Source organism: Ligilactobacillus saerimneri, from assembly GCF_036689625.1.
Classification (GTDB): Bacteria; Bacillota; Bacilli; order Lactobacillales; family Lactobacillaceae; genus Ligilactobacillus; species Ligilactobacillus saerimneri.
On the sequence record NZ_CP144759.1, the window covers coordinates 627,098 to 647,509 of the forward strand.

Below are 20,412 nucleotides of genomic sequence, written 5' to 3' on the forward strand. Positions count from 1 at the left end.
TGTTAAAATAATAAGTAAATGTAACGAAGCGGGAGTGAATTGAGAATGGGCTTATTTGACAAAATTAAACGAGCCTTCACAGGTGAACAACAAGCGCCTAGTAAAGAAGAAACTCACTATGAGAATGGCTTGAAGAAGAGTCGGCAGGGCTTTGGGGCCAAACTGAACGCCTTATTTGCTAATTTTCGAACTGTGGATGAAGATTTCTTTGATGATTTAGAGGAAACTTTAATTGAAGCTGATGTTGGCTATGATATTGCGCTAAAAATCAGTGATGCTTTGCGTGATGAAGTTAAGTTGGAAAATGCTAAATCTAAAGAAGAAGTTTCTAACGTTATCATCAATAAGTTAGTAGAGATTTATGAAGAAGAAGGAAAAGATGAAGATCGGCGGTTGCAGACTGCAGCTGCTGGCCCAACTGTCTATTTCTTTGTTGGGGTTAATGGGGTCGGTAAAACGACAACGATCGGTAAGTTAGCACATCGTTATCAAGAACAAGGACAAAAAGTTTTACTAGCAGCAGCTGACACATTTCGTGCTGGTGCGATTCAGCAACTTGAAAAATGGGGCGAAAGAGTTGGTGTTCCAGTTGTCAGCAAGGGGCCTAATAGTGATCCGGCAGCAGTAGTATATGATGCAGTTCAAAAGGCTAAACAAGAAGATTATGACATTTTACTTGTAGATACGGCTGGACGTCTACAAAACAAAGTTAATTTAATGAAGGAATTAGAAAAAATGGCGCGGGTTATCGCGCGGGAGATTCCTGAGGCCCCACATGAAGTTCTATTAGCTTTGGATGCTACTACTGGTCAAAATGCATTGACACAGGCCAAACAATTTAAAGAAGTAACCAATGTGACGGGAATTGTGTTGACTAAGTTAGATGGTACGGCTCGGGGAGGCATTGTACTGGCTATTCGAAATGAGTTGCATATTCCAGTTAAATTAGTTGGCTTGGGTGAACAAATGGATGATCTGCGTGACTTTAATCCTGAAGAATTTGTTTATGGCTTGTTTAAAGGTCTAGTAGTAGACAGTAAAACAGAAGCAAGTGATGATAGTGATTCTGAATAGGTGAAACTTATGGAGATTGCGAAAACAAATCGGATTAATGCGCTGTTTGAATTTTATGAGCCGTTATTGACCAAAAAACAAACAGATTATGTTGCGCTTTACTATCGTGATGACTATTCACTGGGAGAAATAGCGGAAAATTATGCTGTTTCCCGCCAAGCTGTGTATGATAATATTCGGCGAACAGAGAAAATCTTAGAAGAATATGAAGCTAAGCTTCATTTATATAGTAATTTTATTAAGATTAGTACCAACGTCGACAAGCTCAATCAGTACGTACAGACGCGTTATCCTGCAGACCAGGAATTACAAACTTTGGTGCAAAATTTAGAAAAACTAGAAGAATAGGTTGGTGAAGACCATATGGCATTTGAAGGCTTGACCGAAAGACTACAAAATGCAATCGCAAAATTACGGCGGAAAGGAAAAATTAGCGAGAATGATGTTAAAGAAGTTATGCGGGAAATCCGCCTCGCGCTACTTGAAGCCGACGTTAACTTTAAAGTTGTTAAAGATTTTGTAAAACAAGTTCGAACACGAGCAGTTGGTTCGGAAGTGTTGGAATCATTAACGCCTGCACAGCAAATCGTTAAAATTGTTAACGAAGAGTTGATCAAGGTGATGGGGGATGAAGCTGTCCCGCTTAATCACTCTAAGAAGATTCCTACTATTATTATGATGGTGGGTTTACAAGGGGCAGGTAAAACGACCACTGCTAGCAAGTTGGCTGCCAAACTGAAACGTGAGAATAAAGCGCGGCCACTGATGATTGCAGCCGATGTGTACCGGCCAGCCGCAATTGAACAATTAAAGATTTTGGGCAAAGAAAATGATATTCCAGTTTTTGAAATGGGAACGGATGTATCACCGGTTGAAATTGTTCGGCAAGGTTTAGCCCAAGCAACTGCAAATAAAAATGACTATGTTTTTATTGATACGGCCGGTCGACTGCAAATTGATGAGAAATTGATGGCAGAGTTAGCTCAGATAGAAGAGCTAGCGCAACCGGATGAAATTCTACTCACAGTTGATGCTATGACAGGGCAAAATGCTGTGGAAGTGGCACAAGGCTTTAATGATCAGTTGAATATCACTGGGGTTGTTTTGACCAAGTTGGATGGTGACACTCGTGGTGGGGCTGCTTTATCCATTCGCGCGGTTACTGGTAAGCCAATTAAGTTCATTGGACAAGGCGAAAAGATGGATGATCTTGACGTCTTCTATCCTGACCGGATGGCTTCACGGATTCTCGGGATGGGTGATATGCTGACTTTGATTGAAAAAGCTCAGCGTGATTATGACGCCGAAAAAGCTAAGAAATTAGAAGAAAAGATGCGGGAAAACACCTTTGACTTTAACGATTTCTTAGACCAAATGAATCAGATTCAAAACATGGGATCTCTGCAAGATATTATTAAAATGATCCCGGGGTTAGCTAATAATCCGGCCTTGAAGAATGCTAATATCGATCCCAAGGATATGGAGCGGACAAAAGCAATTGTTTACTCCATGACAAAAGCAGAACGGGAAAATCCTGATTTGTTGAACCCAAGTCGGCGGCGGCGGATTGCTGCTGGTTCAGGACGTCCTATTCAAGAAGTAAACAGAATGATTAAGCAATTCAAACAGATGCGTGATATGATGAGTAAAGTTTCCAAGGGTAACTTTGGGGGCATGGAGCAGATGTTTGGTAATGGAATGGGTGGCCGCTTAGCTAAGATGTCAATGAATAGAATGGTAAGAAAACAAAAAAAGTTAAAGCAAAAGCGGATGAAACAACTACGGCGTAAGGGACGGCGATAAAAAAATCACCCTGTCAAGAATTTATCCTTTACACCGAATAAATTTCCTGGTATATTATTTATCGTTGAGAAGAATAATAGGAGGTGGAAACACATGTCAGTTAAGATTCGTTTAAAGCGTATGGGTTCTAAGAAGCGTCCATTTTACCGTATTGTTGTTGCTGATTCACGTTCACCACGTGATGGCCGTTTCATCGAATCTGTAGGTACTTATAATCCATTAACAGAACCAGAAACAGTAACTCTTGAAGAAGAAAGCATTTTGGGCTGGTTGAACAACGGTGCTCAACCATCAGATACAGTTCGTAACATTCTTTCTCGTCAAGGCGTTATGAAGAAGTTCCACGAAGCTAAGTTTTCTAAGAAATAAGGTAAGTTAAGATGACTCAAGCAGACGTCAAGCAATTGCTACAAACCATTGTAGAGCCGTTAGTCACTGCACCTGAGCAGGTTAAGGTTACTATTGATCAGGACGAGTTTTATCTGAAATTAAACTTATTTGTCGCCCCGGAAGATATTGGTCGGGTGATTGGAAAGCATGGGCGGGTGGCTTCGGCTATTCGGACCATCATTTATAGTGTACGTTTGGACGAACCAAAAGAGATTCGTTTAAATATTGTGGACGATTAAAAAGACTCTTGTGTAAACTTTATGTTTGCCAAGAGCCTTTTTTGTAAGTTTAATAAAAGAAGGGAGAATTCGATGGAATTTTATAATGTTGGTACTATTGTAAATACTCACGGCATTAGAGGCGAAGTTAGGGTAATGGTGACATCGGACTTTGCTGATGAACGTTTCCAACCGGGGAACACAGTGTATTTATTTCCGCAGGGGGCAACAAGCCCGGTTGCAGTTGAGATTGCCCGCCACCGCAGGCACAAAAATTTTGAACTGCTAACTTTTGTGGGGATGGAAAATATTAACGATGTCGAACAATTTAAGGGTGCGGCAATTAAAGTCGACAGCACACAGCATCAAGAACTGGAAGAAGGAACATATTACTATGACCAAATCATTGGTTTAGTAGTAGAAACACTTGCCGGTGAAGAATTAGGAAAAATCAAAGAAATTATCCCTACTAACGGAGCAAATGATGTATGGGTAGTGCAACGTATAGGCCAAAAAGATCTACTATTACCAGTTATTGATGACGTTGTGAAAGAGGTTGATTTGGCAGCGCAAAAGGTTACGGTTGATTTATTGGAAGGACTGGATGATTAATGCAGATAGATATTTTAAGTCTTTTTCCAGAAATGTTTTCAGGAACACTAACGGAGTCGATTATTGGTAAAGCAATTGAAAAAGACTTGTTGGATGTCGAAGTGACCGATTTTAGAGATTACACAACTAACAAACAGCACCATGTTGATGATGAACCATACGGTGGTGGAGCTGGAATGTTGCTACAAGCTCAACCAATTTTTGATGCCTTAGATGCGATTGAAGCCAAAAAAGGTGGTTTGGGACGAGTTATCCTATTAGATCCAGCGGGAAGACAGTTCACACAGGAAGTAGCGGAAGAACTATCCCAGGAAGATCATTTAACCTTTATTTGCGGACATTATGAAGGTTATGATGAACGTATCCGGACACGAGTAACAGATGAAATCTCCCTAGGTGATTTCGTGTTAACAGGGGGCGAGCTTGGAGCGATGGTTGTGTTAGATGCGACGGTGCGCTTATTGCCAAACGTTTTGGGTAACGCCGCTTCAGCTGCAGGAGATTCTTTTTCTAATGGTTTATTAGAATATCCACAGTATACTCGTCCGGCTGATTTTCGGGGTCTTAAAGTACCAGCAGTATTGACCAGTGGTAATCACCAAAAGATTGCTGAATGGCGACGAAAAGAATCATTGCGGCGGACATTTTTACGGCGTCCAGATTTATTGAAAAATGTAACATTGGATGATCAGGATCGTAAATGGCTGCGTGAATTTGCAACTATGACTAATAAAGATGAAAATTAAATGCTTGATTTGCTTTACAAGTCTGAGCAGTTATTGTAAAGTATTATTTGGCTATTGCCACAAAAACGATATTCCGCTGCAACTGGACAAGAATGTCGGAGAAAGGAAGAAATAGATTTATGTCAGTTAATCCATTAATCGAAAAGATTACCCAATCACAATTACGTGATGATATTCCAGATTTCCGTCCTGGTGATACAGTACGGGTTCACGCTTTAATCGTTGAAGGTAAGCGTGAACGTGTTCAGATCTTCGAAGGCGTTGTTATCAAGCGTCGGGGCGAAGGTGTAAGTGAAACTTATACAGTTCGTAAGATGAGTAGTGGCGTTGGTGTTGAACGTACTTTCCCTGTTCACACACCACGTGTTGAAAAGATTGAAGTCGTACGCCATGGTCGTGTACGCCGTGCTAAGCTCTACTACTTACGTGAACGTAATGGTAAGGCTGCTCGTATCGCTGAAAAGCGTCGTGACAAGTAATAATGTCATATTAAAGTCTGTGTTTTAAAGCACAGGCTTTTTTATTTTTCTAAAATTTAAAAGTATTCTGTAATATACATAACTAATACATATCGTATTCAGCAGTTTTAGAGTAGGAGGTGCGAAATGAAGAATGAATTAGAAACACTTAGGCTCCAAGAGAATATTGCTGGTTTCACATCAGTTGCTCTGATGTGGATGCTGAAACATCTGGGGGATGAGGATGGGGCAGTTCGTGATGAGTTGGTCACAGCTTTATTTGCCCGTGGCTTTGAAGAGCATATTCTGACAGACAAACAAAAAAAGCAAATCATTTAGTATCTAATTGATAACAATTGTCTTTTTCAAGCAATTAATGAAAAATCAGACAAAGTATATTTGCGCAGTTTTACAGCCCTTTTGATCAGTATAATTTTGAAAGACGATGCAAGGACACGTTTTTTTAATAACGAACAAGTAGCTTATTTCTTCAAACTGGCCAATACATATATTTTTGCAGAAAAAGATTTTCGCGGTTATGATTCGACCAATGGTTGGGGACATGCTCTTGCTCATGCAAGTGATCTTTTGGTGAGTGCCATGCGCCATCCAGATTATGAGTTACAGGTTGCAGAATTTTTTGGCAATCTGGAGGAGCTAATTCTTCATATCCAACAGCCATTATTTGATAATGAAGCGAAGCGCTTAGGGCGCGTGCTCAACCAAGCATTTAAAATGCCCAATCTTACGGGGAACGATTTTATTTATTACTGTGACCGCATTGATCGTATTTGTTGGCAGAAACATCAACAAGTAAAGGATCCTCAACCAGACTATTGCCTTGATTTTTGGATAGAAACATTGAATGCAGTATTCTTCATTAGTGATGTGCATGATTTGAAAGAATATTGTGACATGAAAGTACAGAATTACTATACAAACTTGGGTTACCAGGGTTAATTGAAAGTTGGACAGCAAAATAATTTTTGCTATTTTAGCTGTTGGTCTACCAAGGTCTGGGGAATTTATGGTACTATAAAACCAAATGGTTAAGAATAAGATACTGTAATATCTTAGCAACTTAGGAGGAAGATTATGGTAGCGGATAATATCAAATACAAACGTGTCCTGCTTAAACTAAGTGGGGAAGCATTGGCAGGAGAAAATGAAAAGGGAATTAACCCCCTAGAAATCAAAAAAGTTGCTGAAGAAATTAAAGAAGTTCATGATTTAGGTGTTCAGATTGCAATCGTTGTTGGCGGTGGCAACATGTGGCGGGGTGTCACTGGTGCTAAGATCGGTATGGAAAGAGCCCAAGCTGACTACATTGGGATGTTAGGGACAGTTATGAACGCTTTAGCCCTCCAAGATAGTCTTGAAGCAATTGGAGCTCCAACACGGGTACAGACAGCGATTGAAATGCGCCAAATCGCTGAACCATATATTAGAAGAAAGGCAATGCGCCACTTAGAAAAGGGTCGGATTGTCATTTTTGCGGCTGGAACTGGGTCACCATATTTCTCAACTGATACCACAGCAGCATTACGGGCTTCAGAAATTAATGCTGATGTAATTTTAATGGCTAAAAATGGTGTGGATGGAATTTATTCAGCTGATCCAAAGAAAGATGCTTCAGCGGTTAAATTTGATAAATTAACCCATATGGATATTATTAATAAGGGTCTGTCAGTGATGGACACAACTGCTTCATCATTATCAATGGATAATGATATTCCGTTGGTTGTCTTTAATATGAATCAACATGGCAACATTAAAGAAGTAGTTGAAGGTAAGAATATCGGAACAACAGTGGAAGGAAAATAATTATGCAAGTAAATGATCCAATGATTAAAGAAAACCAAGAACGCATGGCCAAGACCGAAGACGCTTTACGGCGTGAATTAGGTAAAATCCGTGCTGGACGGGCTAATGCCAGTCTGTTAAATCAAGTAATGGTTAACTATTATGGAGCTCCAACTCCATTAAATCAGATGGCACAGATCACGGTTCCTGAAGCACGAGTGCTATTGGTTAACCCATACGACAAGTCATCATTGAAAGATGTGGAACATGCTTTGTTAGCTGCTAACTTAGGTATTTCCCCAGCGAATGATGGTGATGTTATTCGTCTAGTTATTCCACAATTAACAGAAGAACGGCGGAAAGAAATTGCTAAGGAAGTTAAAGCCAAGGCCGAAGAAGCTAAGGTTGCAATTCGGAATATCCGGCGTGATATCATGGATGCTTTGAAGAAGAGTGAAAAAGACGGTGAATTAACTGAGGATGATTTGCACGATTTAGAAGATGTAGCACAAAAGGTTACTGATCAATCAATTAAGAATATCGATGCCATCCGTGCCGAAAAGGAAAAAGAAATTCTGGAAGGCTAATTTAGTAAGCAAAGAGGACATAAAAAGGCAATCCCAGGTAGCTTGACTGCTGTTTTGCCTTTTTTTATTTTATGAAATTGCAAGGATAGATATAATGGTAGACAATAATCAAGAAATTATTATGGACCGAGTGCCAGCTCATGTGGCTATTATTATGGATGGCAACGGTAGATGGGCCAAAAAAAGATTTCTGCCACGAATTGCTGGTCATAAAGAAGGGATGGAAACTGTACGTAAGATTACGCGGGCAGCAAACGACTTAGGTGTAAAAGTTTTAACTCTTTATGCATTTTCAACTGAAAACTGGAAAAGACCATCAAAGGAAGTCAACTATTTGATGAGTTTGCCCGTGACCTTCTTTAATAAATTTGTACCTGAATTAATCGCTCAAAATGTGCGTGTGAATGTTATGGGGTATATTGATCAATTACCTGTAAAAACACAACAAGCTGTTAAGGATGCGATTGCTAAAACAGCAAACAATACAGGAATGGTACTTAATTTTGCTCTTAATTATGGGGGAAGGGCAGAAATTGTTTCAGCTGTTCAAAATATTGCCCAAAAAGTTGCTGCCAAGACTATGGATGTTGCTGATATTGACGAACAAGTGGTCAGTCAGGCATTGATGACCGGAAGTTTGGGCCAATATGCTGATCCTGATCTTTTGATTCGTACGAGTGGTGAAGAACGAATTTCTAACTTTTTGCTCTGGCAATTAGCATACAGTGAGATGGTATTCACTGATGTTTTATGGCCAGACTATTCTGCTGAAGATCTTAAATACGCTATAATTAAATACCAGCAACGTGACCGCCGCTTTGGTGGTGTACAAGAAAAGGAGAGCGAATAAATGAAACAAAGAGTTATTACTGCAGTAATTGCATTAATTATTTTTATTCCATTACTGTATGTAGGCGGAATGCCATTTGCAATTTTAGCAACTCTTTTAGGGTTGATTGGAATTTCAGAAATTTTAGTCATGAAAAAGAAGTTATTGGTTTCGCCAGAAGCGATTTTGGCTTTCTTAATGACCTTTACACTGGTAGAGCCCGTACCAATGTTGGGACATATTGATCGTACCGCTGTATTATCGATCTGTTCTTTATGCATGCTATTGTTAACTGTTACCTCTAAGAATCGTTTCAGTTTTGATGATGCGGGGGTATTGATTTTAGGTTCCTTATATGTCGGAATGGGTTTCCATTATATGATTATGGCGCGTGATGCAGGTCTTTTGACAATTTTGTACGCTTTTTTGATTGTTTGGTTAACCGATTCAGGTGCTTATTTAATTGGAAGAAAAATTGGTAAACATAAATTAGCCCCACATGTTAGCCCCAATAAAACGTGGGAAGGTTCAATTGGTGGAACAGTACTAGCAGTGCTTGTGTTAGCTGTTTACTTGTATTTCTTCCCACAACGGTACTCATATTCAATGATGTTGTTGTTGACATTGATTTTCTCAGTTGGTGGACAGTTAGGCGATCTAGTAGAATCTGCTTTGAAACGCCATTATGGAGTTAAAGATTCAGGAAAGATTCTTCCTGGCCACGGGGGGATTTTAGATCGTTTTGACTCGATCATGTTTATTTTACCGATTATGTTTTTGCTAAATGTAATTTAGTATGTAAATGAAAGGGGCCAGAGTTTGGTTAAAACAGTTATTGCATTTATCATTATTTTTGGCGTTCTGGTCTTTGTCCATGAATTTGGGCATTATTTCTTTGCGCGGCGAGCTGGTATTTTGGTACGTGAATTCTCCATCGGAGTGGGACCGAAGTTATTTGCTTTTCGCCGTGGTTCAACGACATTTACCATTCGGATTTTGCCCCTAGGGGGATATGTGCGTTTAGCGGGACTGGAAGATGATCAGGATTACCTTCAAAAAGGAATGCCGATTGTAGTGGCACTGGACGATAATAACCACGTTGTGCGAATTGATGCTTCAAAGAAGCACCACTTGATGACTGGGATGCCACTTGAAGTGACTGCTTGGGATTTAGAAAAAGAATTATGGCTTGAGGGGTACACTGATAGTGAAGAAAATGATTTGCGCCGGTTATCAGTTGATCATGACGCTACGATTATTGAAGCTGATGGAACCGAGTTACAGATTGCACCATTAGATGTGCAGTTTCAATCCGCAAGCGTCATGAAGCGGATAATCACCAATGCAGCCGGTGCGTTTAATAACTTCTTACTTGCGATTATTGCTTTCTTTTTAATCGCGGTCCTTCAAGGGGGCGTAGCTAGTAGCACCAATCAAGTCGCTAAGGTGATGCCTCATTCGGTTGCTGCCGATGCAGGGATTAAGGCCAATGATCGAATTATAAGAATTAATGGTGATAGGACAGCAACTTGGGACCAAGTGGCCACAGCTATTGGCAACCATCCTGGTAAAAAAATTACAATCACTGTTCAGCGCAAGCATGATACACATGAAATCGCCATGACCCCGCAAGTTAAAATAGAAAACGGACGCAAAACAGGGATCATTGGAATCACTGCTAAACTGGAATATGATCGGTCACCGGGAGCAATTATAGGTTATGGTTTTAAGGAAACTGCTACGATGGTTGCAACAATCTTTAGTGCATTGGGGCGGATGTTCACCCATGGAGTAAGTCTAAACGACTTTGGGGGACCAGTCGCAATGTATTCCTATACTTCGGAAGCAGCCCAATATGGGGTGTTGAGTGTAGTTGGTTTGTTGGCTGTTTTGTCAGTTAATTTAGGAGTAGTCAATCTTTTGCCCATTCCAGCACTAGATGGTGGTAAAATATTGTTGAATATTATTGAAGGTGTCCGGGGAAAACCACTTGATCCGGAAAAAGAAGGCCTAATCACTATGATTGGCTTTGGGTTCTTGTTGCTATTGATGATTTTTGTTACATGGAATGATTTCCAACGGTTTTTCCTGCATTAAAAAATAATTGATAATTTGAAAGGGGATTTGTTCAGATAATGAAGCAATCCAAAGTACTGATACCAACGTTGAAAGAGGTACCAAGTGACGCAGAAACTATCAGCCATCAGTTGATGTTGCGTGCCGGCTATATTAAACAAGTTTCTGCAGGTGTATATGCATATCTGCCATTAGGGTATAAAGTTTTACAGAATATTGAAAAGATTATCCGTGAAGAAATGGAAAAGATTGATGCCATTGAAATGCTAATGCCAGATGTGATTCCAGCAGAACTTTGGCAAGAATCAGGACGATATGATACATACGGGCCTGAATTATATAAGTTTAAAGACCGCCATGACCGGGACTTTATTTTGGGACCAACTCACGAAGAAACATTCACAACGTTAATTCGGGATACAATTAAATCCTATAAGAAGTTGCCATTAGTTCTCTATCAAATTCAGATGAAATACCGGGATGAAAAGCGGCCTCGGAACGGTCTTTTGCGGGGACGTGAATTTCTGATGCAAGATGCTTATTCATTTAGTACAGATGATGAGAGTTTAGATCAAATCTTCATGCAAATGGATAAAGCTTATCAAACAATATTTGACCGGTGTGGTCTAGATTATCGGGGAATCATTGGCGATGCCGGCGCTATGGGTGGTAGCCATTCCAAAGAATTCCAAGCAATTGCTGATATTGGTGAAGATATTATTGTTTATTCTGACCAGAGTGATTATGCTGCTAATATTGAAATGGCTAAGAACTTGCGGACATTACAGCAATCACACGAGCAACCAAGTGAGCTAAAGAAGGTGCCAACACCAGGAGCTAAGACTATTGATGAAGTGGCTCAGTTCTTGGACCTAGATACGGGAAACATGATCAAGACGTTATTGTTTGTAGCTGATGACGAACCGGTACTGGTTTTGATGCGGGGCAATGATCAAGTAAATGAAGTTAAATTAAAAAATACTCTGCACGCAAATAATTTACGGCCTGCAACTGATGAAGAAGCAGTTACTTATTTAGGAGCTGACTTTGGTTCCTTAGGCCCAGTAGGTGTGTCAGGAGTTAAGACCTTGGCGGACTTGGACATTGAAAAAATGGTTAATATTGCCGTTGGTGCTAACGAAAATGGATTCCATTACTTGAATGCCAACCTTGACCGTGACTTCACAGTTGATGAATTTGCTGATTTGCGGACAGTTCAAGAGGGAGAATTATCTCCTGATGGTGAAGGTAAACTGCAATTCACTCGTGGAATTGAAATTGGACACATTTTTGAACTGGGGACCAGGTACTCTGACTCAATGAAGGCATTGGTATTGGATGAAAACGGCCGTCAGTTGCCAGTTAAGATGGGATCATATGGGATTGGGGTTTCACGGCTCCTATCTGCAATTGTTGAGCAATACAGTGATGAAAACGGGATCACATGGCCACGATCAATTGCACCATATGATATTCATGTGATTCCAGTCAACGTTAAGAAAGCTGAACAGAGAGAATTAGCGGAACAAATCACTGCTGACTTGGAAGCACAAGGTTACCGAGTATTGGAAGATGACCGTAAGGAACGGGCAGGAGTTAAGTTTGCTGATGCTGACTTGATTGGTTTGCCTGTGCGTATCACTGTTGGTAAGAAAGCCAGTGAAGGAATCGTTGAGATTAAGTTGCGTAAAACGGGTGAAACATTAGAAGTCAAGACTGATGAATTACTCAACTCATTAGCAATTTTATTAAAAGATAAGCAATAATCTGGTACAAGGGTCCTCTATCATGTATAACGATACGTGGTAGAGGATTTTTAAACGCTCAAAATGATAGTGAAAGGAGATAGACTGTGGCAGAAGATAAAAAGACACTGTTTCATAATTTGTTAGATCAGATTGCATGGTCACAGGATGAACGGGGAGTATTTGCGGATGCGACGATTGATGAAGTGGATGTGCATACGCAGTCGCAACGTTGGGATTTTCATATCACTCTTGATGATATTCTTCCATACGCGACTTTTTTACGCTTTGAACAAAGTATTAGCAAGGCATTCGCACATATTGCACCGGTGCGCTTGTTCATTCAAGCTCGTAGTGCGCAGGTAACTACACCTGATTTAGGAGATTATTGGCCATGGGTCATTGCCAATACGGGACTCAATTCCCCATTACTGGCTGAAATTGGTCGAAGTCAAGCTCCATACCTAGAAGAAAAGCGGGTATTTATAACTGTTGAAAATGATGTGATCAAGAATTTTCTTGTGAATCAAGCTTTAGGTCCAATTGAAGAAGCATATCAGCGAGTGGGCTTTCCGCGCTTTTCTATTAAGACCTTAGTTGACCAGACTAAATCGCAAGAGAAGATCCAACAGTTACGCTCAGAAAAAGCAAAAAACGACCAAGAGTTGGCGCGCCGAGCGATGGAAGCTATTAAGAAACAAAATCAGCAACATCCAAAAGCAGCTAAGCCACAAAATAGTGTTTCCGGACCTACCCAGTTAGGGACACAGATAAAAGATACGGAACCGATTCGGCAAATGATTACGATCCAGGAAGAAGAGCGGATGGTAGTTGTTCAGGGATACATCTTTGACAAAGAAATTCGAAAGTTTCGTTCAGGGCGACAACTTCTCTTGATAAAAGTCACTGATTATAGCTCGTCAATGATCGTCAAAATGTTTTCACGGGGTGAAGATGACGAGGCACTGTTTGCTACGATTGAAACCGGACAATGGGTCAAAGTTCGGGGAAGTGTGCAAGAAGATGATTATAGCCATGATTTGACTATTACCGCTAAAGGAATTCAACAAGTTGAACATGCTAGTCGTCAGGATACAAGTCAGACCGGTAAGAGAGTCGAGCTTCACCTCCACTCCAATATGAGTATGATGGATGCCACTACTAGCATTGGGGCTTATGTCAAACAAGCACTCAAATGGGGGCATAAAGCAATTGCAATTACCGATCATGGTACTCTGCAGGCATTTCCTGAAGCACATAATGCTGCTAATGGAAAAGATATTAAGATCCTGTATGGGGTTGAAGCCAACCTAGTAGATGACGGGATTCCAATTGCATATAATGAGGTGCATCGGAACTTAAAAGAAACAACGTATGTAATCTTTGATACAGAAACGACGGGTTTATCTGCACGCTATGACAAAGTGATTGAATTGGCTGCTGTAAAGATGCAGGGTGGAACTGTAATTGACCGTTTCGATGAATTTATTGATCCAGGCCATCCGCTATCACAGACGACGATCAATTTGACAAGTATTACCGATGAGATGGTAAGAGGGTCAAAAACGGAAGAAGAAGTCTTTCGGATGTTTAAAGACTTCTGTCGTGACGCAGTGATTGTTGGACATAATGCAACTTTTGACGTGGATTTCATGAACGTCGGATATCAGCGGCATGGGATGGATCCTATTACAGAACCGTGGATCGATACTTTACCACTGGCCCGTTTCCTTTATCCAGAAATGCGGGGCTTTAGATTAAATACTTTAGCCAAGAAATTGAATGTAACTTTGGAACACCATCACCGCGCGATTTATGATGCTGAAGCTACCGGGTACATTTACTATGCGATGCTTAAAGATGCTGAAACTAGGTTTGAAATTCAGTATCATGATCAGTTTAATGAACATATTGGTGAAAATGATGCCTATAAGCATGAACATCCTAGCCATGCCATAATTTTGGCGCAAACACAAGCTGGTTTGAAAAACCTCTTTAAATTGGCTTCTGAGTCAATGGTTAATTATTTTTATCGTGTGCCACGCATTCCCCGTTCTTTGTTGCAGAAATACCGGGAAGGGCTTTTGGTCGGGAGTGCATGCGCTGAAGGCGAAGTATTTACTGCGATGATGCAAAAGGGTTATCAGGATGCAAAGGAAAAAGCTGCTTTCTATGACTATTTGGAAGTTCAGCCTAAAGCCTTGTATCAGCCATTAATTGAACAAGAATTAGTGAGAGATGAGCATAACCTTGAGGAAATCATTGCTAATATGGTAGAACTGGGGCACGAACTAGGAAAACCAGTAGTTGCTACGGGTGATGTTCATTTCATGAACAAAGAAGACAGTATTTATCGGGAAGTATTGATTAACTCACAGGGAGGAGCCAATCCTTTAAATCGGCTACGACAATTGCCTGACGCTCATTTCCGAACAACTGATGAAATGCTGGCAGACTTTGCCTTCTTAGGTCAGGAAACGGCGCAAGAAATAGTGATCGATAATCCTAACAAGGTAGCCGATATGGTAGATGAGATCTCTCCAGTTAAGGATAAATTGTACACGCCTAAAATGGAGGGAGCGGAAGACAATATTCGCAATCTGACAATGAATACAGCCCATGAATGGTACGGTGATCCCTTGCCGGAGATCGTAGATCAACGGCTGCAAAAAGAATTGAAGTCGATCATTGGGAATGGGTTCTCAGTGATTTATCTGATTTCGCAAATGTTAGTGTTTAAATCCAATAAGGATGGATACCTGGTTGGTTCACGGGGATCTGTCGGTTCAAGTCTAGTGGCTACAATGACAGGGATTACAGAAGTTAACCCTTTGCCACCACATTACCGGTGCCCACAGTGTAAGTGGTCTCATTTCTATGTCAAAGGAGAATATGGTTCTGGATATGACTTGCCAGATAAAGATTGTCCCGAGTGTGGTGCCCACTTGATTAAGGACGGGCAGGATATTCCTTTCGAAACCTTCTTAGGATTCAAAGGGAATAAGGTTCCTGATATCGATTTGAATTTCTCTGGGGATTACCAGCCGATTGCCCATAATTATACTAAAGTTTTGTTCGGAGAAAACAATGTTTTTCGGGCAGGAACAATCGGTACTATTGCAGATAAAACAGCATATGGCTATGTTAAGGCATATGAGCGTGATAAAGGATTGCATTTACGTAATGCGGAGATTGATCGTTTGGCCAAAGGAACAACAGGGGTCAAACGGACTACGGGGCAACACCCAGCCGGAATTCTGGTTGTACCTGATTATATGGATATTTATGATTTTACTCCTATCCAATACCCAGCCGATGATCAGACAGCAGCTTGGAAGACAACGCACTTTGACTTCCACTCTATTCACGATAATATCCTGAAATTAGATATTTTAGGCCACGATGATCCGACGATGATCAGAATGTTGCAAGATCTTTCGGGAATTGATCCTAAAACTATTCCAATGGATGATCCGGGAGTGATGAAGCTCTTTTCTGGGACAGATGTTCTGGGGGTAACACCTGAACAGATTCAGTCAAAGACAGGAACACTCGGTGTGCCAGAATTTGGAACACGATTTGTGCGTGAAATGTTAGATCAAACGCATCCAGACACTTTTGCTTCCTTATTAAAGATCTCTGGTTTGTCACACGGGACAGATGTGTGGTTAGGTAACGCTCAAGATCTGATTAAAAACGGGACAGTGACGATTGAAAATGTTATCGGTTGTCGTGATGATATCATGATGGATTTGATTCACTATGGAATGCCAAATGATTTGTCCTTTAAGATCATGGAACACGTTCGGAAGGGACGGGGGATTCCAGATGAGTGGCAAGAAGAAATGAAGAAGAATGTTCCTGATTGGTATATTGATGCTTGCTTGAAAATTAAGTACATGTTTCCTAAGGCCCATGCGACAGCGTACATTATGATGGCCTTGCGGATTGCATATTTTAAAGTTTATTTCCCAATTGTGTATTATGCAGCTTACTTCTCAGTTCGGGCTGACGATTTTGACCTTGTGGCTATGTCTCGTGGGAAAGAAGCAGTTAAAGAAGCAATGAAGGAAATTAATGATAAAGGGAACGATGCATCTGCTAAAGAGAAAAATCTGTTGACAGTGTTGGAACTAGCTAATGAAATGCTTGAACGCGGTTTTAGTTTCAAGATGGTTGATTTGGATAAGTCGGATGCTGCTGATTGGTTGATTGACGGTAAAAATTTGATTGCCCCATTCTCAGCTATTCCGGGCTTAGGTTTAAACGTAGCTAAGCAAATTGTTGCTGCGCGGGAAGAAAAACCATTCTTATCTAAAGAAGATCTTGCACAGCGGGGCAAAGTTTCGCAAACTTTGATTGACTTTATGGATACCAATAATGTTCTAGCAGATTTACCTGACGCTAATCAGTTAAGCTTGTTCTAATTAAGAATTTATAAGACGGTTTGTGTTTTTTAGGCACAGACCGTTTTTTTTTGAAAAATTAATTAGGAAGAATGTTTGAATATTTCTTAGCACTCGCTTGACAACACTGCTAAATGAAGGTATATTTGATAATGTAATTTAGCACTTGATCTATTTAAGTGCTAAAAAGAGGTGATGATGATGTTAACGAAACGGCAGTTGTTAATTTTGGAAGCAATAATTCGAGATTACACAAGTGCAGGTCAGCCTATTGGCTCAAAGACGTTGCAGAATCAATTACCAGTTCATGTAAGTTCAGCGACTATTCGTAATGAGATGGCGACTTTAGAAAAATTAGGATACTTAATTAAAGAGCATTCTAGTTCTGGTCGTTATCCATCTCTAAAGGGGTATCGTTTCTATGTTGACCACCTGGTTAAACCAGAAAAGATTAACAAAGAGGATATTCAAGGGATTAGAGCATCGTTTGGAAGTGAATTTCAAAAGGTGGACGAAATTGTTGCTACTTCAGCTCGTGTTTTATCAGAGATCACTAATTATACTGCTATCTCATTGAAGCCGGATTCAAAAGAAGTCCGTTTGGAAGGTTTTCGGATGATTCCTTTTGGTGAGCAACAGGTGATGGTGATTTTGGTCACGAGTGATGGTTCGGTGGAAAGTCAGATTTTCTCCTTACCTGAAGGTATCACTGGGGAGGTTTTGGAACCAGTGATAAGAATTATTAATGACCAGGTAGTTGGCTATCCACTTAGTCAGATTGCTGACCGCTTACAAGAGAGTATCGTTTTGCTGACCAAGTATCTACGGCAACCAGAAGGCTTTCTTGATGTATTTGGTCGGGCTTTGGATAAGTCGCTCCAAAGTCAATTTTATGTTGGTGGCAAGATGAACTTACTGAACTTTATTGATAGTGATAATGTTGATCAAGTCAAAGCATTATATTCACTAGTTGATCATTCGCAAGATATCAGTGCTTTGTTAGGTGATGTTGGACCGAATGATATTACTGTCAAGTTTGGTGACGAGCTACAGAACCAACCAGGGAATTATAGTTTGATTTCTGCTCATTACAATATTGAAAACCATGGGCAAGGGATCATTGCATTATTGGGGCCAACTAATATGCCATACTCGAAGCTGATTGGCTTGTTAGGAGTGTTCAGACAGGAATTGACCCAACGCTTGATCGATTATTATCGTAATCTTGATAGTTAGAAAAGGGGTGTTGGTTTGACTGAGAAAGATAAGCAAGCTAAATCAGTGGAAACAACAGTTGATGAGAAAAAAGAAACTGCTACTGCTGCACAGAAAGAGCAAGATGATACTGCAAAACTGTTAGCAGAATTGCAGCAAAAGAATGAAGAACTAGAAAATAAGTATCTGCGTGCAGCTGCGGAGATTCAAAATATGACCCGGCGTTTCAAAAAAGAGCAAGAACAGTTGCTTAGATACGAGGGTCAAGCACTAGCGCGGGATATTCTTCCTGTGGTCGATAACTTGCAACGTGCACTCTTAACTGAAGCAGATGACGATGCTTCGCGCCAACTTAAGCATGGAATTGAGTTGGTAGCAAAAGACTTAGAGAAGGCATTGAAAGATAATAAAATCACTCAAATTGATGCCTTGAATCAACCTTTTGATCCACAATTTCACCAGGCAGTTAAAACTGTTCCGGCTGAAAATGAAGATCAAAAAGATCATGTCATTGAAGTGTATCAAGAAGGTTACTTACTGAGAGACCGCGTATTGAGACCAGCAATGGTTGTTGTGGCACAATAAATTACGAGAGAGGTAGAAAGCATATGTCAAAGATTATTGGTATTGACTTAGGGACAACTAACTCTGCAGTAGCTGTCCTTGAAGGTAAGGATCCAAAAATTATTACTAATCCAGAAGGAAATCGGACTACTCCTTCCGTTGTTTCTTTCAAGAATGGTGAACACCAAGTAGGGGAAGTGGCTAAGCGGCAAGCTATCACTAACCCCGATACAGTTTCATCCATTAAGAGTCACATGGGTGAAGCAGGCTACAAAGTGAATGTGGCTGGCAAAGATTACACTCCTCAAGAAATTTCTGCAATGATTTTACAATACATTAAGGATTATGCAGAATCATATTTGGGAGAAAAAGTTACTGAAGCTGTTATTACTGTTCCAGCTTACTTTAATGACGCACAACGGCAAGCAACTAAGGATGCTGGGAAGATTGCTGGTTTAGATGTTAAGCGGATCATTAACGAACCAACTGCAGCTTCTTTGGCTTATGGCTTGGATAAGCAAGATAAAGATGAAAAGATTTTAGTTTATGACCTTGGCGGGGGTACTTTTGACGTTTCTATTCTTGAATTAGGGGACGGTGTATTCCAAGTATTGTCTACTAATGGGGATACTCACCTTGGTGGTAATGACTTTGACCAAGCAATTATTGATTGGTTGGTTGCTGAGTTTAAGCGTGATAATGGCATTGATCTTTCTCAAGATAAAATGGCAATGCAACGGTTGAAGGATGCAGCTGAAAAGGCAAAGAAGGATCTTTCTGGGATTCAATCAGCACAAATCTCACTACCATTTATCACTGCTGGTGCTAATGGACCATTGCACTTAGAGACTACTTTAACTCGGGCTAAGTTCAATGAATTAACTGCTGACTTAGTTGAACGGACTAAGGCACCAGTTATGAACGCATTAAGTGATGCGGGCTTATCTGCTTCTGATATTGATGAAGTGATTTTGAATGGTGGTTCAACTCGGATTCCTGCTGTTCAAGAAATGGTTAAGAACTTAATGGGTAAGGAACCTAACCACTCAATTAACCCTGATGAAGCCGTAGCTTTAGGGGCTGCTATTCAAGGTGGTGTGATTACTGGTGATGTTAAAGACGTTGTCTTGTTGGATGTTACACCATTGTCATTAGGGATCGAAACAATGGGTGGTGTCTTCACTAAGTTGATTGACCGGAATACCACAATCCCAACTTCTAAGAGCCAAGTATTCTCTACTGCAGCTGACAACCAACCTGCTGTGGATATTCACGTTCTCCAGGGTGAACGGCCAATGGCTGCTGATAACAAGACTTTGGGTCGGTTCCAATTGACGGATATTCCACCTGCACCACGTGGTGTGCCACAAATTCAAGTGACATTTGATATTGATAAGAATGGTATTGTTAATGTATCAGCTAAGGATATGGGCACTAACAAGGAACAAAAGATTACTATCAAGAGTTCCTCAGGTCTTTCAGATGAAGAAATCGAACGGATGGTAAAAGAAGCTAAGGAAAACGAAGCTTCTGACAAGAAGCGCAAGGAAGAAGTTGATTTGCGCAATGAAGTAGATCAATTACTCTTCACTACTGAAAAGACGCTCAAGGAATTGGACGGCAAGGTTTCAGCTGATGAAGTAAAGAAGGCTGAAGATGCACGGGATGCATTGAAGAAAGCTCAAGAAGCCAACGATCTTGAAGCAATGAAGACGAAGAAAGATGAATTGAACAATGTCATTCAAGAACTCTCCGTCAAGTTATACCAACAAGCTCAACAAGCACAAAATGATGCACAAGCTAATGGTAATAACACAACAAATAATGATGACAATACTGTTGATGGTGATTTCAAAGAAGTTAACCCAGACGACAAAAAGTAATTA

Annotated in this window: 20 protein-coding genes; all 20 read left to right on the forward strand. The window is 40.5% G+C overall.

Features of this window, described 5'->3' with window-relative positions; all coding sequences use genetic code 11:
- Window positions 1–45: 45 nt before the first annotated feature.
- The 20 genes from ftsY to dnaK all read left to right on the forward strand — a co-directional run bounded on the left by ftsY (window position 46) and on the right by dnaK (window position 20,409).
- Entirely contained in the window at window positions 46–1,074 is a 1,029-nt protein-coding gene (ftsY, locus tag V3C97_RS03020; protein WP_009554695.1) for a signal recognition particle-docking protein FtsY, read from the forward strand.
- Window positions 1,075–1,083: 9 nt separating this feature from the next.
- On the forward strand, window positions 1,084–1,422 hold the full coding sequence (locus V3C97_RS03025; RefSeq protein ID WP_009554692.1) for a putative DNA-binding protein: 339 nt from the start codon (window positions 1,084–1,086) through the stop codon (window positions 1,420–1,422).
- Between the two features lie 15 nt (window positions 1,423–1,437).
- Entirely contained in the window at window positions 1,438–2,877 is a 1,440-nt protein-coding gene (gene ffh, locus V3C97_RS03030; RefSeq protein ID WP_009554690.1) for a signal recognition particle protein, read from the forward strand.
- A 93-nt stretch (window positions 2,878–2,970) separates the two neighbouring features.
- Window positions 2,971–3,246: a 30S ribosomal protein S16 gene (rpsP, locus tag V3C97_RS03035; protein ID WP_009554686.1), complete on the forward strand. Its 276-nt coding sequence runs from the start codon at window positions 2,971–2,973 to the stop codon at window positions 3,244–3,246.
- Between the two features lie 11 nt (window positions 3,247–3,257).
- The gene (locus tag V3C97_RS03040; protein ID WP_009554683.1) at window positions 3,258–3,506 is read left to right on the forward strand and encodes a KH domain-containing protein; all 249 of its coding nucleotides are present in this window, start codon (window positions 3,258–3,260) and stop codon (window positions 3,504–3,506) included.
- 72 nt (window positions 3,507–3,578) lie between these two features.
- Window positions 3,579–4,097 (forward strand): ribosome maturation factor RimM, encoded by a 519-nt coding sequence (rimM, locus tag V3C97_RS03045; protein WP_009554681.1) that lies wholly within the window; start codon window positions 3,579–3,581, stop codon window positions 4,095–4,097.
- Window positions 4,097–4,843 (forward strand): tRNA (guanosine(37)-N1)-methyltransferase TrmD, encoded by a 747-nt coding sequence (trmD, locus tag V3C97_RS03050; protein WP_180849586.1) that lies wholly within the window; start codon window positions 4,097–4,099, stop codon window positions 4,841–4,843. The genes rimM and trmD overlap by 1 nt, the downstream gene beginning before the upstream one ends.
- A gap of 119 nt (window positions 4,844–4,962) precedes the next feature.
- Window positions 4,963–5,322, forward strand: coding sequence for a 50S ribosomal protein L19 (gene rplS / locus V3C97_RS03055; RefSeq protein ID WP_009554678.1), 360 nt, complete (start codon window positions 4,963–4,965; stop codon window positions 5,320–5,322).
- Between the two features lie 126 nt (window positions 5,323–5,448).
- On the forward strand, window positions 5,449–5,640 hold the full coding sequence (locus V3C97_RS03060) for a hypothetical protein (RefSeq protein WP_338434423.1): 192 nt from the start codon (window positions 5,449–5,451) through the stop codon (window positions 5,638–5,640).
- A 33-nt stretch (window positions 5,641–5,673) separates the two neighbouring features.
- Window positions 5,674–6,261: a DUF2785 domain-containing protein gene (locus V3C97_RS03065; protein ID WP_338434537.1), complete on the forward strand. Its 588-nt coding sequence runs from the start codon at window positions 5,674–5,676 to the stop codon at window positions 6,259–6,261.
- A 135-nt stretch (window positions 6,262–6,396) separates the two neighbouring features.
- Complete coding sequence (pyrH, locus tag V3C97_RS03070; RefSeq protein ID WP_009554674.1) at window positions 6,397–7,125, forward strand: UMP kinase; 729 nt, start codon at window positions 6,397–6,399, stop codon at window positions 7,123–7,125.
- Between the two features lie 2 nt (window positions 7,126–7,127).
- Entirely contained in the window at window positions 7,128–7,691 is a 564-nt protein-coding gene (frr, locus tag V3C97_RS03075; RefSeq protein ID WP_009554672.1) for a ribosome recycling factor, read from the forward strand.
- Between the two features lie 94 nt (window positions 7,692–7,785).
- Window positions 7,786–8,541: an isoprenyl transferase gene (locus V3C97_RS03080; protein ID WP_216542293.1), complete on the forward strand. Its 756-nt coding sequence runs from the start codon at window positions 7,786–7,788 to the stop codon at window positions 8,539–8,541.
- Window positions 8,542–9,315, forward strand: a complete 774-nt coding sequence (locus tag V3C97_RS03085) for a phosphatidate cytidylyltransferase (RefSeq protein ID WP_009554663.1) — start codon at window positions 8,542–8,544, stop codon at window positions 9,313–9,315.
- 24 nt (window positions 9,316–9,339) lie between these two features.
- A complete protein-coding gene (gene rseP, locus V3C97_RS03090) occupies window positions 9,340–10,617 on the forward strand; it encodes an RIP metalloprotease RseP (protein WP_338434424.1) in 1,278 nt (425 codons plus the stop codon).
- 38 nt (window positions 10,618–10,655) lie between these two features.
- Window positions 10,656–12,362 (forward strand): proline--tRNA ligase, encoded by a 1,707-nt coding sequence (locus V3C97_RS03095; RefSeq protein ID WP_009554659.1) that lies wholly within the window; start codon window positions 10,656–10,658, stop codon window positions 12,360–12,362.
- Window positions 12,363–12,448: 86 nt separating this feature from the next.
- A complete protein-coding gene (locus V3C97_RS03100; RefSeq protein WP_338434425.1) occupies window positions 12,449–16,768 on the forward strand; it encodes a PolC-type DNA polymerase III in 4,320 nt (1,439 codons plus the stop codon).
- A 180-nt stretch (window positions 16,769–16,948) separates the two neighbouring features.
- Window positions 16,949–17,983, forward strand: coding sequence for a heat-inducible transcriptional repressor HrcA (gene hrcA / locus V3C97_RS03105; protein WP_338434538.1), 1,035 nt, complete (start codon window positions 16,949–16,951; stop codon window positions 17,981–17,983).
- A 15-nt stretch (window positions 17,984–17,998) separates the two neighbouring features.
- Window positions 17,999–18,547 carry a nucleotide exchange factor GrpE gene (gene grpE, locus V3C97_RS03110; protein ID WP_338434426.1) on the forward strand — a complete coding sequence of 183 codons (549 nt, stop codon included), beginning with the start codon at window positions 17,999–18,001 and terminating at the stop codon, window positions 18,545–18,547.
- 23 nt (window positions 18,548–18,570) lie between these two features.
- Window positions 18,571–20,409 (forward strand): molecular chaperone DnaK, encoded by a 1,839-nt coding sequence (gene dnaK, locus V3C97_RS03115; RefSeq protein WP_027826104.1) that lies wholly within the window; start codon window positions 18,571–18,573, stop codon window positions 20,407–20,409.
- The last annotated feature ends 3 nt before the right edge of the window (window positions 20,410–20,412 follow it).

Coding starts and splice junctions, on each gene's coding strand:
- rplS (WP_009554678.1), top strand. CDS start 4,963: ATGTCAGTTAATCCATTAATCGAAAAGATTACCCAATCACAATTACGT.
- rimM (WP_009554681.1), top strand. CDS start 3,579: ATGGAATTTTATAATGTTGGTACTATTGTAAATACTCACGGCATTAGA.
- ftsY (WP_009554695.1), top strand. CDS start 46: ATGGGCTTATTTGACAAAATTAAACGAGCCTTCACAGGTGAACAACAA.
- dnaK (WP_027826104.1), top strand. CDS start 18,571: ATGTCAAAGATTATTGGTATTGACTTAGGGACAACTAACTCTGCAGTA.
- V3C97_RS03085 (WP_009554663.1), top strand. CDS start 8,542: ATGAAACAAAGAGTTATTACTGCAGTAATTGCATTAATTATTTTTATT.
- ffh (WP_009554690.1), top strand. CDS start 1,438: ATGGCATTTGAAGGCTTGACCGAAAGACTACAAAATGCAATCGCAAAA.
- pyrH (WP_009554674.1), top strand. CDS start 6,397: ATGGTAGCGGATAATATCAAATACAAACGTGTCCTGCTTAAACTAAGT.
- V3C97_RS03025 (WP_009554692.1), top strand. CDS start 1,084: ATGGAGATTGCGAAAACAAATCGGATTAATGCGCTGTTTGAATTTTAT.
- V3C97_RS03095 (WP_009554659.1), top strand. CDS start 10,656: ATGAAGCAATCCAAAGTACTGATACCAACGTTGAAAGAGGTACCAAGT.
- hrcA (WP_338434538.1), top strand. CDS start 16,949: ATGTTAACGAAACGGCAGTTGTTAATTTTGGAAGCAATAATTCGAGAT.
- trmD (WP_180849586.1), top strand. CDS start 4,097: ATGCAGATAGATATTTTAAGTCTTTTTCCAGAAATGTTTTCAGGAACA.
- V3C97_RS03040 (WP_009554683.1), top strand. CDS start 3,258: ATGACTCAAGCAGACGTCAAGCAATTGCTACAAACCATTGTAGAGCCG.
- frr (WP_009554672.1), top strand. CDS start 7,128: ATGCAAGTAAATGATCCAATGATTAAAGAAAACCAAGAACGCATGGCC.
- rpsP (WP_009554686.1), top strand. CDS start 2,971: ATGTCAGTTAAGATTCGTTTAAAGCGTATGGGTTCTAAGAAGCGTCCA.
- V3C97_RS03080 (WP_216542293.1), top strand. CDS start 7,786: ATGGTAGACAATAATCAAGAAATTATTATGGACCGAGTGCCAGCTCAT.
- V3C97_RS03060 (WP_338434423.1), top strand. CDS start 5,449: ATGAAGAATGAATTAGAAACACTTAGGCTCCAAGAGAATATTGCTGGT.